At 49.8% G+C, this 13,811-nt stretch carries 15 protein-coding genes; 13 read left to right on the forward strand and 2 right to left on the reverse strand.

The annotated features are described in order from the left end of the window. Positions 1 to 14 precede the first annotated feature (14 nt). Entirely contained in the window at positions 15 to 920 is a 906-nt protein-coding gene (locus tag ACO0KV_RS11700; RefSeq protein ID WP_423042707.1) for an urease accessory protein UreD, read from the forward strand. Positions 921 to 957: 37 nt separating this feature from the next. On the opposite strand, the gene ACO0KV_RS11705 is transcribed toward ACO0KV_RS11700, so the two are convergent. Together ACO0KV_RS11705 and ACO0KV_RS11710 are read right to left on the reverse strand one after the other, a co-directional pair. Continuing rightward, positions 958 to 1,893 carry a VTT domain-containing protein gene (locus ACO0KV_RS11705; RefSeq protein WP_423042708.1) on the reverse strand — a complete coding sequence of 312 codons (936 nt, stop codon included), beginning with the start codon at positions 1,891 to 1,893 and terminating at the stop codon, positions 958 to 960. Positions 1,894 to 2,115: 222 nt separating this feature from the next. After that, positions 2,116 to 3,198, reverse strand: a complete 1,083-nt coding sequence (locus tag ACO0KV_RS11710) for a hypothetical protein (protein ID WP_423042709.1) — start codon at positions 3,196 to 3,198, stop codon at positions 2,116 to 2,118. Positions 3,199 to 3,467: 269 nt separating this feature from the next. On the opposite strand from ACO0KV_RS11710, the gene ACO0KV_RS11715 reads away from it, so the two are divergent. The 12 genes from ACO0KV_RS11715 to ACO0KV_RS11770 all read left to right on the forward strand — a co-directional run bounded on the left by ACO0KV_RS11715 (position 3,468) and on the right by ACO0KV_RS11770 (position 13,503). Next, positions 3,468 to 3,770: an urease subunit gamma gene (locus ACO0KV_RS11715; protein WP_423042710.1), complete on the forward strand. Its 303-nt coding sequence runs from the start codon at positions 3,468 to 3,470 to the stop codon at positions 3,768 to 3,770. Positions 3,771 to 3,778: 8 nt separating this feature from the next. Next, the gene (locus tag ACO0KV_RS11720) at positions 3,779 to 4,096 is read left to right on the forward strand and encodes an urease subunit beta (RefSeq protein ID WP_423042711.1); all 318 of its coding nucleotides are present in this window, start codon (positions 3,779 to 3,781) and stop codon (positions 4,094 to 4,096) included. Next, a complete protein-coding gene (ureC, locus tag ACO0KV_RS11725; protein WP_423042712.1) occupies positions 4,093 to 5,790 on the forward strand; it encodes an urease subunit alpha in 1,698 nt (565 codons plus the stop codon). The genes ACO0KV_RS11720 and ureC overlap by 4 nt, the downstream gene beginning before the upstream one ends. Before the next feature lie 51 nt (positions 5,791 to 5,841). Continuing rightward, a complete protein-coding gene (gene ureE / locus ACO0KV_RS11730) occupies positions 5,842 to 6,360 on the forward strand; it encodes an urease accessory protein UreE (protein WP_423042713.1) in 519 nt (172 codons plus the stop codon). Then, a complete protein-coding gene (locus ACO0KV_RS11735) occupies positions 6,360 to 7,040 on the forward strand; it encodes an urease accessory protein UreF (protein WP_423042714.1) in 681 nt (226 codons plus the stop codon). The genes ureE and ACO0KV_RS11735 overlap by 1 nt, the downstream gene beginning before the upstream one ends. Positions 7,041 to 7,082: 42 nt before the next feature. Beyond that, positions 7,083 to 7,730, forward strand: a complete 648-nt coding sequence (gene ureG, locus ACO0KV_RS11740; protein ID WP_423042715.1) for an urease accessory protein UreG — start codon at positions 7,083 to 7,085, stop codon at positions 7,728 to 7,730. A 60-nt stretch (positions 7,731 to 7,790) separates the two neighbouring features. Beyond that, the gene (locus tag ACO0KV_RS11745; RefSeq protein ID WP_423042716.1) at positions 7,791 to 8,408 is read left to right on the forward strand and encodes a HupE/UreJ family protein; all 618 of its coding nucleotides are present in this window, start codon (positions 7,791 to 7,793) and stop codon (positions 8,406 to 8,408) included. A 282-nt stretch (positions 8,409 to 8,690) separates the two neighbouring features. Further along, complete coding sequence (locus ACO0KV_RS11750; RefSeq protein ID WP_423042717.1) at positions 8,691 to 9,587, forward strand: dihydrodipicolinate synthase family protein; 897 nt, start codon at positions 8,691 to 8,693, stop codon at positions 9,585 to 9,587. Between the two features lie 7 nt (positions 9,588 to 9,594). Further along, positions 9,595 to 10,722, forward strand: a complete 1,128-nt coding sequence (locus ACO0KV_RS11755; RefSeq protein WP_423042718.1) for an NAD(P)/FAD-dependent oxidoreductase — start codon at positions 9,595 to 9,597, stop codon at positions 10,720 to 10,722. 19 nt (positions 10,723 to 10,741) lie between these two features. Beyond that, positions 10,742 to 11,017 carry a 2Fe-2S iron-sulfur cluster-binding protein gene (locus ACO0KV_RS11760; RefSeq protein WP_423042719.1) on the forward strand — a complete coding sequence of 92 codons (276 nt, stop codon included), beginning with the start codon at positions 10,742 to 10,744 and terminating at the stop codon, positions 11,015 to 11,017. Continuing rightward, positions 11,014 to 12,318 carry an FAD-dependent oxidoreductase gene (locus tag ACO0KV_RS11765; RefSeq protein ID WP_423042720.1) on the forward strand — a complete coding sequence of 435 codons (1,305 nt, stop codon included), beginning with the start codon at positions 11,014 to 11,016 and terminating at the stop codon, positions 12,316 to 12,318. The genes ACO0KV_RS11760 and ACO0KV_RS11765 overlap by 4 nt, the downstream gene beginning before the upstream one ends. A 240-nt stretch (positions 12,319 to 12,558) precedes the next feature. After that, on the forward strand, positions 12,559 to 13,503 hold the full coding sequence (locus ACO0KV_RS11770) for an AEC family transporter (RefSeq protein WP_423042721.1): 945 nt from the start codon (positions 12,559 to 12,561) through the stop codon (positions 13,501 to 13,503). The last annotated feature ends 308 nt before the right edge of the window (positions 13,504 to 13,811 follow it).

Genomic DNA, 13,811 nt, shown 5'->3' on the forward strand with positions numbered 1-13,811 from the left:
TCCCTTTTTATTGTATGAATGCACCCGTTTTAGCGACTAACGTCGTTCCTAACTTCGTTCCAGCTTCAATCGTTCAAGCTAAGACGCATTGGCATGCTCGTCTGCAACTTGGTTTTGCGGACGACATAGGCACTACTCGTTTGATCGAGCGTCAGCATAGTGGTCCGTTAAGGGTGCAAAAACCCTTATATCCTGAGGGAGAGCGTATTTGTCATGCCATCGTGATTCATCCGCCTGGCGGGGTCGTAGGTGGCGATCAATTAGAAATTTCGGTCAAGGTTGGTGAGCATGCACATGCATTGATTACCACACCGGGTGCGGCTAAGTGGTACCGCTGCAATGGCTACACGTCTGAACAGCGTATCGATTTGCATGTCGCCAGCGACGCGCATCTGGAGTGGTTGCCACAGGAGACGATTTTCTTTGATGATGCGAAAGTGAATTTACATCAGACGGTACACCTGCAAGGCAGTGCCAGTTTTATCGCCAGCGATATTCTGTGCTTTGGCCGGACGGCATCCGATGAGCGGTACACGAGCGGCGTTATTTCTCAGCGCAGCAGCATTTTCCGTGACGGCAAAATGATTTGGTTTGAGCAGGGGCGCATCGGTGGCGCAGACGCTGCCATGCAAAGTCCGCTTGGGCTCAATGGTAAGTCTGTTTGCGCGATGGTGCTGGCTTGTGGACATACACTGAGCAGCGATCAACTACAACAGTTGCGCGAGCAAACAGTCGCGTTGATTTCTGAGGGTGAACCAGAGGCTGCCTGTGGTGTGACGCAAATGAAAACAGTGATCGTCGCTCGGTATCTAGGACATTCCAGTGAAATCGCAAAGCAATGGCAGCAACTCGTTTGGCAACATTTACGTCCGGTCATCAATGCCAATCAAGCAGTCATCCCGAGGATTTGGAATACATGAATCTAGATTTTTCTCTTAAGCATCCGACAGAGTCGGATTATTTTTTAAACGGCACGATCCACGTCGTCTGACTTAGGGCTTCAAAACCACCCTTAAGTGGGCGCACATCCTCAAATCCCATTGCTTTTAAGGTGTGTGCGGCATGGACTGCGCTGGCATCACCGGGGCAAGCGCAGAAGGTGACGATCAACTGCGCGCTTGGTACCTGCTCCAACTGTTCACCGACTTTGTTGACGTTGCGGACCAAAGCACCTGGAAAGACACCTGTTTCCTCAATCAATGTTTGGCTACGTAAGTCAATGACCTGAAATGGCGTATTGGATGCGGCAAGCGCGGCTAACTCGTCGGTACTGATATGTGGGATCGATGCCAATTTCTCGAAGCGTCTTTTTTGCCAGAACTTCCAACCGAACCAAGTCAGGAAGATGCATAAAAAGACCGTGATGATCTGTATGCCGTGTTCTGCCAATAATGTCACTGCTGCGCTGATTTGATCTTGCAAGACATAGCCTGCCAGTAAGGCAATTCCAGCCCATAAAGCGGCACCAATCGCAGAGGCAAACAAAAACTGCCCACGCGGCATGCCTAAAGCGCCGGCAACCGGCGGTGCCACCGTAGAAAAACCTGGAATAAATTTACCAAAAACCAGCGACCACATACCCCATTTGACAAAGCGTGCCTCCGTCTGATTAACGCATGAGCCTGGATTAATGGACATTTTGCACAGCAACTTCAAGACTTTGTAGCCAAAGATTTTCCCGGCCTGATACCACACCAGATCGGCAATCAACGAAGCTGCTACGGCCGCGGCTAACATAGCGCTCAGAGCAAAGAGTGATGTCACCTGACTGGCATTGATCATCATCGTCGGCACGGCTGGGACCGGTAAGCCAAGCTGCTGCAACAGTACATTGCTAAAGATCAGCAAGCTGCTGTTGTGGGCAAAAAAGTCATTGAGCCAGTGGACGGACATAAGTAAAGATAAAGGTAAGGATGACACTTTGATATGAGGTGAATAGCGCTACTAGTTCTGCTACTCCGGCTACTCCAGATTGATATGCCAATCAGTGTGTCATTCTAACTCAACAGACCAACAGCAGTTTTAGCCAATGTTGGTCTACTTTTGTGATAACGCGATGCAATATTAAATTAAACGACAAATTAAATAAAAAATTGCAAAATAGATGAGGATAATTCAGGGTGCAATCGCCTGACATTGTGCAGCGTTAGCAGCAGTATTCGCCTTGCTGCCAAATAACAGTTCTGTGCCACATTGTGATCCGAACATTTGGCTTTGATTATGGCCGACGCCAATGACTTCAAAACGCTGGTGCATTTTTAGGCTCTGCTCACGAGCAAGGTAATGTTCGTATTGCCAATAGCCGTGCGCGCGGGTGATTCGCGTTGGACCTTGGGCTCCGGCACCACAAGATTTGTCTAACACACGGTGGTTCGGGTCGTTATCTGCTGTCCCCGCCAGATAAGTTACCTGACGCTGTAAATGGCGCTGGAATAATTCCTGCCAGCTCGTGGCGCCCGCAAACGGCACCATGTGTTGCATACCGTAGCGGTAGTCATCATAGGCGGGGCAGAGTGCCTGATCGTATGGGGCAAAGCCGTTTCCTTGCGGGCGTTCAGGAGTAAAGTAAAGATAGGAGGAGGGATTCGCAATCAGGTACCGTAAATCGAATCCCGCGTGCCGTACCTGCTCATCGACATGATTGAGAACTGCATAGCGATGCACCAACTGACCACCACCAGAATGTCCCGCGACAGTGATTTTTTGCAGATGTGGGTAGCGTTTTTTATCAGCGAGCATGAGCAAAATATCGTCTAACACAGTCAGTGAACTCAGGCTATTGCCTGGAATGGTGCCGCTTACCGCATTGTCGCCACCTATCCAGCCCTGTACCGACCAGACTGGCATGTTATTGAACCCCTTATCTTTATCGGGTGTTCCAGGAAAGTTAGGCGCAATAATCAGCATCTCATTTTGATTACGACCAGACGTTTTTAGTAGTTCCATCGCGGAAGCAAAATAGTCATCACCATTTCTCTCGATACCGTGTTGAATGATGATGGCTTCATTAATCTCAGCCTGTGGTTGTTCCAAATTCTGATTGGCATAGACTGGAAAATCGTATTGTGCTTGGTTATCGGAACCAAGGTGTAGACGCTGCCAGTGTGGCGCTTCGTCGGCGGCGCTAGCACCAGGTAATAGTGCCGTAGATAAGGATACGCCAATGAGCGTTGCGACGGCAGATGGATGCAGTTTCATAATTTGAAATCCTCAGATGGAACACAGCTGAAAAGAGAAGCGCATTATACAAAGTTGTTATCTGCCGTAATGTGTGTTGTTTGTAACGTTATGCTCAGCAGTTGTATGCACAAAAAAAGAACTGCTTCAAAATAACTTGCACCAAAATGCAACATTTTCTTTGATATGAGCGCGGGATGGTAGCAGAGTGGTGCATGAAAGCTGGTTTGATTCTTGCAATATTTTACTGTGATCAATGAGATTCGCGTTTTATAGACAAAGGCAGAAACATGGACCTGACCCCCCGAGAGAAAGACAAGTTACTGATTTTTACCGCTGCATTATTGGCAGAGAGAAGAATGGCACGCGGACTGAAACTGAATTATCCAGAGGCCGTTGCGCTGATCAGCGCCGCCATGATGGAAGGCGCACGCGATGGCAAAAGTGTTGCGCAATTGATGTCCGAGGGAACCCAGATTCTGAAACGTGCTGATGTGATGGAAGGCGTGCCAGAAATGATCCCCGACATCCAGATTGAAGCAACCTTCCCGGATGGCACCAAGTTGGTGACTGTCCATCATCCTATTCCTTAGGAGTGCCTATGATTCCTGGTGAAATGCTCGTCGCTGAAGGCGATATTGAGCTCAATGTTGGTCGAATGACCGTGACTGTCGTTGTCGCAAATAGCGGTGACCGTCCGATTCAGGTTGGCTCACATTTTCATTTTTTTGAAACCAATCCTTTTCTGAAGTTTGAGCGCGACCTTGCCTATGGCATGCGGCTCAATATTGCAGCGGGGACGGCGGTGCGTTTTGAACCGGGTCAGCAACGCACAGTCGAGCTGGTTGCCCTGGCGGGTGATCGCAAAGTGTATGGTTTTAATGGTCTAGTGATGGGGCAGTTGAAAGGAACGCCATGAAAATTTCTCGTCAGGCCTATGCTGAAATGTTCGGTCCCACAACCGGAGACCGCCTGCGTCTTGCTGATACCGATTTATTTATTGAAATCGAAAAAGACTTTGCGATCTACGGCGAAGAGGTGAAATTTGGCGGTGGTAAAGTTATCCGTGATGGCATGGGGCAATCTCAACGAGCCCACGCCGATGTCATGGATACCGTTATCACCAACGCGGTGATTCTGGATCACTGGGGTATCGTGAAGGCCGATATCGGGCTCAAGAATGGCCTGATTGCTTGTATCGGTAAAGCGGGCAACCCGGACATCCAACGCGGCGTTGACATGGCGATCGGTGGCGCGACCGAGATCATTGCCGGCGAAGGCATGATTGTGACGGCGGGTGGTATTGATTCTCATATCCACTTTATTTGTCCGCAACAAATCGAAGAAGCACTAATGAGTGGCGTCACGACCATGCTGGGCGGCGGCACTGGCCCTGCTGTGGGTACTGCTGCTACGACCTGCACACCAGGGCCGTGGCATCTCCATTCGATGTTAATGGCCGCCGATGCTTTTCCGATGAACTTAGGCTTTCTGGGTAAAGGTAATGTTAGCCTGCCGCTACCGTTAGAAGAACAAATCAGGGCCGGCGCTATTGGCCTCAAGCTGCATGAAGACTGGGGTAGTACACCACAAGCGATTGATAATTGCCTCACTGTTGCTGACCGCATGGATGTACAGGTCGCGATTCATAGTGATACCTTAAATGAAGGTGGGTTTTTAGAGCACACGCTGGCTGCCTTTAAAGACCGCACCATTCATACCTTTCATACTGAAGGGGCCGGTGGTGGACACGCGCCGGATATTATTGCCGCTGTTGGTCAAGGTAATGTCTTACCGTCCTCCACCAATCCGACGCGGCCTTATACCGTCAACACCCTTGATGAGCATCTCGATATGTTGATGGTGTGCCACCACCTTGATCCTGCCATTGCAGAGGATATCGCGTTTGCTGAATCTCGGATCCGCCGCGAGACCATTGCTGCTGAAGATATTTTGCATGACATCGGCGCGATTTCGATGATGTCTTCGGATTCTCAGGCGATGGGGCGGGTGGGCGAGGTCGTCATGCGTACCTGGCAGACCGCGCACAAAATGAAGCAACAACGTGGATCTCTGCCTGAAGATCAACCTGGTAATGACAATTTCCGGGTGAAGCGCTATGTCGCCAAATACACCATCAATCCGGCGATTACGCATGGTATTTCTCATGTGGTCGGCTCATTAGAAGTCGGTAAGATTGCAGATATCGTCTTATGGAAACCCGCTTTTTTTGGCGTGAAGCCGTCGATGATTTTAAAAGGTGGCATGATCGCCGCTGCGCAGATGGGGGATCCGAATGCCTCGATTCCGACACCGCAGCCAGTGCACTATCGCATGATGTTTGGTGCCTTCGGTGGTGGCTTGAAAAAGTCGTTCACCTTCGTTTCTCAAGCCGGTTTTGACGCAGGATTGGCGGAGCAATTAACACTCAGCAAGACCCTAATCCCTGTGAAAAATACCCGCCACGTCCGCAAGCAGGACATGATCCACAACGCCTTGGTCCCTAAAATGGAAGTGGACCCAGAAACGTATGAGGTACGTGCTAATGGCGAGTTGCTGGTGTGTGAGCCTGCAAAGGTGTTGCCGATGGCGCAGCGTTATTTTTTATTTTAAGAAGAACACTGGGTTAAACCTAACTTCTCATCAAAGGACGATGCAATAACAATGCTGACACTTCATACAAAAACAGAAAAAGCAGAAAAAATTGATGGCCAACTGATTTTGCCTTATGAGTTGCGCGAGAAATCCCGTCTCAGAGCAAACCTAGTCAGCGGTGAAGACGTTGCTGTCTTCACAGTGCGTGGAACGGTGATGCGTGATGGTGATCTGATGTTAGGCAATGACGGACGCGTGATTCAGGTGCTGGCGGCAGCGGAGCCAACCTATAAGGTGGAATGTGATCACGCTTTTGCTTTATTGCGCTGTGCTTTTCATTTGGGAAATCGTCATACGCAGGCGCAACTTGGCGAGGGCTATTTACGGATTCGCAAAGATGTCGTGCTAAAAGAGATGCTGCAGGGCTTAGGTGCAAAAGTGACGGAAGAAATGGCGAGTTTTGAGCCGGAAGCCGGGGCGTATGGTGGCGGTCATCATCACGGTGGCGATGAAATGCATCCGCATAATCCATTGGCTCCGATCCCGTTGCGTCAGCGGATTCACCGTCCATCAGATAAGCCAGAGTAATGCAATCGGCTGCGTTATTACACCTGCTACAACTTGCGAGCCCCTCGTTACCGATTGGTGCGTATAGCTATTCGCAGGGGTTGGAGTCAGCGATTGAGCTGGGATTGGTACGCAATGAGATTACCGCGCGGGAATGGATTACCAACTATTTACATGAAGTGGTGGCCCGCTTTGAAGCACCCATTTTATGGCGTTTGCTACATGGCTTTCAAGAGCGTGATGCAGACGTAGTCAGCTATTGGACTAGTCTGTTCATTGCAGCAAGGGATACGGCAGAGTTTCGAGCTGAGAGCATTCAGATGGGGTATTCGCTGGGTAAATTGGTCGGTGATTTAAAAATTGCTGACGCGCAGTTGATGGAAATTTTGCTAGCACAGCCAGAGTTGCCTCTGCCGACCTCACTCGCGTGTGCAGCCGTTGCCCTTGAGGTGCCGCCAGAGTCAGTGATCTTGGGGATGTTGTTCTCGTGGGCAGAAAATCAGACGCTGGTCTGTGTCAAGTCGATACCGTTGGGGCAAGTTGCGGGGCAAAGGTTATTGCTGGCGCTACGTCCTGACCTGGAAGCTGCTGGCACGATAGCGATGTCCTTGGCCGATGATGAATTGTCGAACTGGTCGCCGGGATTGTCGCTGTTATCGATGCAGCACGAAGTGCAATATAGCCGTTTATACAGGTCATGAATATCGTGATCGTTTAAAAATAAAAGAGAGAAGTGAGCATCAATGAATACGATAAAGACTCAAGCAGCTCCTGTGGTTAATCCATTACGGGTCGGCATAGGCGGTCCAGTTGGCTCTGGCAAAACAGCATTGTGCGAAATGCTGTGCAAACGTATGCGCGACGATTATGAGATGGCGGTCATTACCAACGACATCTATACCAAAGAGGACATGGAGATCTTGCTACGTGCGGATGCGTTACCCGCGGAACGTTTGATGGGCGTTGAAACGGGCGGTTGCCCTCATACCGCGATACGCGAAGATGCATCAATCAACCTTGAGGCCATCGCGCGGATGAGTGCTGATTTTCCGGATCTGGATCTAATACTGGTGGAATCTGGTGGCGATAACCTCGCAGCGACTTTCAGTCCGGAATTGTCTGATCTAACGATTTACGTGATCGACGTCGCCGGTGGTGAAAAAATCCCGCGTAAAGGTGGGCCAGGGATTACACGCTCTGACTTGCTGATTATTAATAAAACCGATCTGGCGCCGCACGTGGGGGCGAATCTAGACATCATGGCGCAAGATGCAAAACGGATGCGCGGCGCACGGCCTTTTGTATTTACGAATTTACGCACAGGTGATGGGTTAGAGGCTGTCGTAAGTTTTATTCGTGAGCAGGGCATGCTGGATGTCGCTCAGCCGTGATCTATATTCCTCTGATGAAACATGCAGTATTCATTTTTTAAAAAAGGGAGTGAGAATAGTATGAAAACGAAACGTATGACATGGTTGACTAAAATCCTCGGACTGTGTGGATTATCTCTCTTTGCACTACCTGCCTCTGCCCATATCAGCGTGATGCATAGCGTTGGTGGCTTTGAAGCAGGATTAATGCATCCAATAACTGGTCTCGATCATTTATTGGCAATGATTGCTGTTGGTATGTGGGCGGCGAAGAATCAGCGGTCTGCGCAATGGGTGCTACCTGTTGTTTTTCCATTGATGATGGCGATCGGTGCGATAGCAGGTGCATCAGGTCTTGTTGTGCCTGGCGTAGAGGCCGGGATTGCTGCGTCTCTCTTGGTTTTGGGTTTATGTATTGCGCTGATGGCACGTTTGCCAGTTTCCGTGAGTGCTGGGCTAGTTGGCGTATTTGCATTAGCGCATGGCTATGCGCATGGTGTTGAGTTACCTTCCGAGGCTGCTGGTGCATGGTTTGGCGTGGGGTTTTTAATCGCCACGGTCGGACTTCATGCGGTTGGTTTTTTTGCTACGCGTTCTTTGCAGCAGATTGCAACGAGTGGCCGCGCCAGCGTTGTGTATCGTGGAGTAGGTGCGGCAATTGCGATGTCGGGCATGTATTTTTTTAGTGCACTGATCTGATCGTTGTTGGATTCATTGCGGCCTCTCATTGTGGAGCCGCAATGGAAGATGTTGATGTTGATTTGTTGAAAAGGCTTTTGGGTTCGGCGTACCAAAAGCCTTTTTTATTGTCGCTCAGCGTTCCTACTCCTTCGTCTTGTCACCTCAGTAGATTAGGCATTGTGCAGATTTCGTCATCTGGTTACGTTACATGCGTCAAGACCTACAGGATGACCGCGATCTACAATGCCTCATGATGTGAAGTTCAGATGAGACGTTCAATTCAAACACAAGGAGACGGCGATGTGGCGTGGTGTGATACCTGCGGTAACAACAAAATTTACGGCTGATGATGGACTCGATTTCAACGAAATGGAACGTTGTTTTCGTTATCTCATGGATGCAGGCTGCGATGGCTTGATTGCTTGCGGTTCCTTAGGTGAGGGGCCTTTGCTTTCTCACGCTGAGCGCATCGACGTCTTGAAATTAACTAAAGCGATGACAGCCGATAAGCCAGCGATTTTGACGGTGGCGGAAGCGGCGACCCGTGACGCGTGCGCCTTGGCTGAAAAAGGTGCACGTGCTGGCGCTGATGGTCTGATGGTGGTGCCGAGTACGATCTATCACAGCAACCACAAAGAAACCGTGGCGACCTTGCGTGCCATTGCCGCCGCCGCGGATCTACCGATCATGATTTATTCGAATCGCCTCGCTTATCGTGTTGATGTGACGACTGATATGCTGGAGGAGTTGGCGGATGATCCGCGCTTTGCTGCGGTCAAAGAGTCATCTGATGATATTCGTCGTACGACAGAAATCATTAACCGCCTTGGTCAGCGTTATGATTTATTTACCGGTGTTGATAATCTCGCCTTTGAGGCGTTGACGGCGGGCGCGGTGGGCTGGGTTGCGGGTCTCGTTGTGGCATTTCCACATGAAACAGTGGCAATTTATCGCCTGATTCAGGCTGGACGCTACGCGGAAGCGCTGGCAATTTATCGTTGGTTCCGTCCATTGCTGGATCTTGATGTCTCTACTTATCTGGTACAGAACATTAAATTAGTCGAGGCTCTGGTGATCAATTCCAATGATCGCGTTCGCGCGCCACGCCTTCCTTTAGAGGGTGAATTGCGGTCGCGGGTTGAAAACGTCGTTCGTACGGCATTAGCAACCCGTCCATTGCTATCTTCTTTTGCTTGATGTGGTGATGCTTCAACAAGCTGATGTGATCGTCATTGGTGCCGGTATTGTCGGGGCGGCTTGTGCCGTCAGCCTTCAGCAGGCTGGCATGCGGACGTTGTTGATCGATGCTGCCCAGCCAGGCTGTGGTGTGACTGCGGCGGGCATGGGGCATCTGGTTGCGTTAGATGAAAGTGAGCAAGAACTCGATCTTTGTTTGTATTCACTCAACCTATGGCGCGACTGGGTAGTGCAACATCCAGATATTGGCCAGGTCACGCAAAGCGGCACGTTGTGGGTGGCTGAAAACGAAGCACAACTTCAGCAGGCCCAACAACGTGCAGAAAGATTAAATGCCCGCAACTGGCACGCAGAGATGATCAGTACGCAGCAGCTACATCAGCTTGAGCCTGCCTTACGACAAGGTCTGGCTGGTGCAGTCAGAGTATCGGGCGATAGCATCGTTTATGCGCCGGTGATTGCGCATCACATGGCACAAGAGCTGAAACAATTGGGCGGGCAATTACTTTGTGGCTATCAGGTGATCTCGCTGAATCAGGCATCAGGTTCATCAGTGAACCTAGAGTTGGACAACGGGCAACGATTGTCGGCACAACACGTCGTTGTTGCTGCTGGTCTTGGAACGTCAAGTTTATTACCCGACATCCCAGTGTTCCCGCGCAAAGGTCACTTAGCTATTACTGATCGCTACCCTCGGCGGTTGCAGCACCAGATTGTCAGTATGGATTACGGTCAGCACAACATGACCGCTGATGGTCTAAGCGTTGCGGCAAATATCCAGCCGCGCGCTACAGGGCAGTGGTTGATTGGATCTAGTCGTCAGGATGGTCAGACTGATACGCAGGTCTCAACAATTGCCTTGGGTACTGTGTTGCAGTCAGCGATTCGATTGTTACCCTGTTTGGCGACAATGCATGTCATCCGCGCGTGGGCAGGTATGCGTCCGGCGTCACCGGATGGACAGCCTATCCTTGGCGCTCATCCTTATCGTTCTGGTGTCTGGTTGGCAGCTGGGCATGAAGGTTTGGGCGTGACAACGGCGTTAGCGACGGCTGAATTATTAAAAGACCAGATGTTGGGACTGCCAACAGCAATTGATGCAACACCCTACGCACCATCGCGTTTGTTGCCATAGAAACCTGATTGGAAGCTTGATGATGGAGCAAAATAAACAATCAAATAAAACGATTCAGATTTATCTGAATGGACAATGGGTTACTGCTAATGGCGCCATGACTGTGGCAGCGTTGATCCTATCGCAGACTACGTATAACACAAGGACCTCCGTAACAGGTATGCAGCGCTTTGCCGTCTGTGGAATGGGCGCATGCCAGGAGTGTCGGGTATCGGTCAACGGTCGCCCACATCAGCTTGCCTGTCAGGTGTGGTGCGAAACAGGCATGGTGATTGAGACTGGAGGGGCTAAGTGAGCGTCGCTGATCGAATTTGCGACGAAATTGTCGCGTCGGTTCTAATTGTTGGTGCGGGCCCCGCAGGTTTGGCTGCTGCCGCCGCTGCGGCACCGAATGCGAAGAATGTCTTGATTCTCGATGAGAATAGCGAAGCTGGTGGGCAGATCTGGCGTCGGGGTGTTGATCCGTCTAACACTCAAGGATGGGCCCTTTATTCGCAGTTAGTGGCGCAGCCACATGTGCAATGGTTGTCTGGTAGTCGGATCATTGCAGTGATTGCGAATAATCGACTGTTGGTTGAAACGCCCGATGGTCCCAGAATCATTCAATGGCAGAAGATGATTCTTTGTACGGGTGCGCGTGAGTTGATACTGCCCTTTCCGGGTTGGACCTTGCCTGGAGTTACTGGTGCTGGTGGCCTACAGGCGCTGATTAAATCGGGTGCCAATTTAAAGGGGCGCCGGGTGGTTATCGCGGGAACTGGGCCGTTGCTGTTATCCGTTGCGGCCAGCGTCAAACAAGCACAGGGGCAGGTTGTGGCCGTTGTTGAGTACCGCAGTGCCGCTGCGCTGCGCCAATTTTTTTATGCGCTTTTATCAGGTCATCAGCAGAAGCTATGGCAGGCAGTTGGCTTGCTATGGGCAATGAAACCTTGGCGCTACAGACTTAGTAGCGTAGTCAGTGCAGCCCAAGGCATATCCGAAGTGACGTCAGTGATTATCCAAAAGGGGGATAAAAGCGAAGAAATTGCTTGCGACTTGCTGGCCTGTGGATTTGGTTTGCGGACCAATCTGGAATTGGCTACATTACTGCGCTGTCAGTTGCGTGACGGTGCGATTGTCGTCGATGAGCAGCAGCGCACCAGTCAGCAGAATATTTGGGCAGCTGGTGAAGCGACAGGCATTGGCGGCGTTGATAAAGCCTTGATTGAGGGCCGAATTGCCGGCTTGGATGCAACTGGTTACCGAGCAACAGATAAAGAAGCAAAACTGCGAGAAAAAGCATGGATGTTTACCGGAACGTTACAAAAAACATTCAACTTAGATGTACGTTTGCGTCAATTATGTCAGGCCGATACGCTGGTCTGCCGCTGCGAAGATGTACCGGCGAGAGAGCTAGAGAAGTTTGCTGACTGGCGAACAGCAAAGCTGATGACACGTGTAGGTATGGGGGCTTGTCAGGGCAGAATTTGTGGTGTGGCATGCGAGTTTTTATACGACTGGCAGACCCCTGAAGCACGTCAGCCTGTGTTTCCGGCAAAGGCCTCCAGCCTAGCGTTATTAGCAGATCTGCCGCCAGATACGTCGTTGCATGGGTAGGATACCAAACATCGTTATCTGCCCCTTGAAGGTAACATCCTCGCGATGGTATGGCGATGGTAAATTGAGCGTAAATTGGATCGGCGTCTTGAGATTGTCGACATATTAAGTACTTTTGTTTTGAGGACAAGCGATCGTTATAAAATGATCGTGTTTTTGTCTCGTCGGGAGTGTGCACATTGTACGAGGTCAGGAAATAGCGCTGTTTTTATTCATCTCAATCTGAAGTCATTCGAGAATATGTTTCCGCTTTCAATCCTGATAGGCAAGCTTGCACCTGCCTATGTTTATGTCCTTGCTGGTTACCTTGCTAAGCGTCTGACGCCCATCCGCGAGAAGTGGATTGCTCACTGCTTATTCTACGTATTTATTCCGATGACCGTATTCAAAGGGGCATTATCATCGGATGCTGGACATTTTTTAATTTTGACTGGTCTGGCACTGATGACGAGCTGCTTTTTGGCGGTCGCTGGGTTTTATCTACGTAAAAAGTTCGATGGACGCCTCGCTCCTGGGATGGTGTCATGCTTATTTAGTTATCTCAATATTGGCTGGTTTGGTATCCCCATTGTGCAGGCGGTATATGGCCCGGAAGGTGCGGCGATCATGACCGCTTTTTATGTGGGCGGGATGTTATTCGGTAATACCATCGGTTATTCGTTGGCCACCGCTGGTGAAGGCAGTTGGGTGAAAGGCTTATCTAAACTAATCAAAATTCCATCGATCTATGCCGTTGTCATTGCCTCTGGATTGAAGCTTGGGTTTGTCGGCTCGGATCATCTGATTTTAGAGCGCGCAGGCTTTTTATTGAAATTCGGTACGCTGATGACTTCCATTTGCGGCATGGGTTTGGTTGGTATGAGCATTGCTTACACGCAGTTCAGAAAAGTACCTTGGGGAATGTTGGGGCAATTATTAGCGTGGCGCTTCGCCTGCATCTTGCTGCTGACAAGTAGCTTGCAAGCGATTTTATTGCCTATCGGTGTAATCACCGCGCTGGACGCAAGAATCTATCTTTTATTTGCGGCGCTTCCGATCGCTGCTAATTTGCTGGTGTTTTCAGCCAAAGATAGTAAAGGGCAGGTCGAATACGAATTGGTCGGAATTGCGTTATTTGCTTCAACGGTGCTGTCTTTCGTGTTGTTGCTTGCCGCAATCTATCTACCGCATTTATTTCTGAGCTGATGTTAAGTGGTTAATAGTATTAACCTACAGCACTACTGCATATTGAGCACATGTTACTTAAATGTATTGTTAAAGATATTGTTAAAGTCATAGTTAAAGGCATTGTTAAAGGCATTGTTCTTTACAGAAATTAAATCGCCTCGGCTCAACACTATTTCGCTCCTTAGCATATTGATCTGGCGCTAATGCGCTTGCTATTTTGCGTTCATTTGGGGCAAACTTAAGATACTTTTTTTACATTTTGAAACTCCTTATCACGACCTTTGATCGGGGTGATCAAAAAAGCATCTATTTGTCTACTAACCGAA

It is taken from the genome of Undibacterium sp. RuRC25W (assembly GCF_049339825.1).
Lineage (GTDB): Bacteria > Pseudomonadota > Gammaproteobacteria > Burkholderiales > Burkholderiaceae_D > Undibacterium.

What these genes read in the sequence shown, in the direction of transcription:
- ureG (WP_423042715.1), top strand. Translation starts at nt 7,083, where the DNA reads ATGAATACGATAAAGACTCAAGCAGCTCCTGTGGTTAATCCATTACGG.
- ACO0KV_RS11700 (WP_423042707.1), top strand. Translation starts at nt 15, where the DNA reads ATGAATGCACCCGTTTTAGCGACTAACGTCGTTCCTAACTTCGTTCCA.
- ACO0KV_RS11750 (WP_423042717.1), top strand. Translation starts at nt 8,691, where the DNA reads ATGTGGCGTGGTGTGATACCTGCGGTAACAACAAAATTTACGGCTGAT.
- ACO0KV_RS11735 (WP_423042714.1), top strand. Translation starts at nt 6,360, where the DNA reads ATGCAATCGGCTGCGTTATTACACCTGCTACAACTTGCGAGCCCCTCG.
- ACO0KV_RS11715 (WP_423042710.1), top strand. Translation starts at nt 3,468, where the DNA reads ATGGACCTGACCCCCCGAGAGAAAGACAAGTTACTGATTTTTACCGCT.
- ACO0KV_RS11720 (WP_423042711.1), top strand. Translation starts at nt 3,779, where the DNA reads ATGATTCCTGGTGAAATGCTCGTCGCTGAAGGCGATATTGAGCTCAAT.
- ACO0KV_RS11760 (WP_423042719.1), top strand. Translation starts at nt 10,742, where the DNA reads ATGATGGAGCAAAATAAACAATCAAATAAAACGATTCAGATTTATCTG.
- ACO0KV_RS11745 (WP_423042716.1), top strand. Translation starts at nt 7,791, where the DNA reads ATGAAAACGAAACGTATGACATGGTTGACTAAAATCCTCGGACTGTGT.
- ACO0KV_RS11705 (WP_423042708.1), bottom strand. Translation starts at nt 1,893, where the DNA reads ATGTCCGTCCACTGGCTCAATGACTTTTTTGCCCACAACAGCAGCTTG.
- ureC (WP_423042712.1), top strand. Translation starts at nt 4,093, where the DNA reads ATGAAAATTTCTCGTCAGGCCTATGCTGAAATGTTCGGTCCCACAACC.
- ureE (WP_423042713.1), top strand. Translation starts at nt 5,842, where the DNA reads ATGCTGACACTTCATACAAAAACAGAAAAAGCAGAAAAAATTGATGGC.
- ACO0KV_RS11755 (WP_423042718.1), top strand. Translation starts at nt 9,595, where the DNA reads ATGCTTCAACAAGCTGATGTGATCGTCATTGGTGCCGGTATTGTCGGG.
- ACO0KV_RS11710 (WP_423042709.1), bottom strand. Translation starts at nt 3,198, where the DNA reads ATGAAACTGCATCCATCTGCCGTCGCAACGCTCATTGGCGTATCCTTA.
- ACO0KV_RS11770 (WP_423042721.1), top strand. Translation starts at nt 12,559, where the DNA reads ATGTTTCCGCTTTCAATCCTGATAGGCAAGCTTGCACCTGCCTATGTT.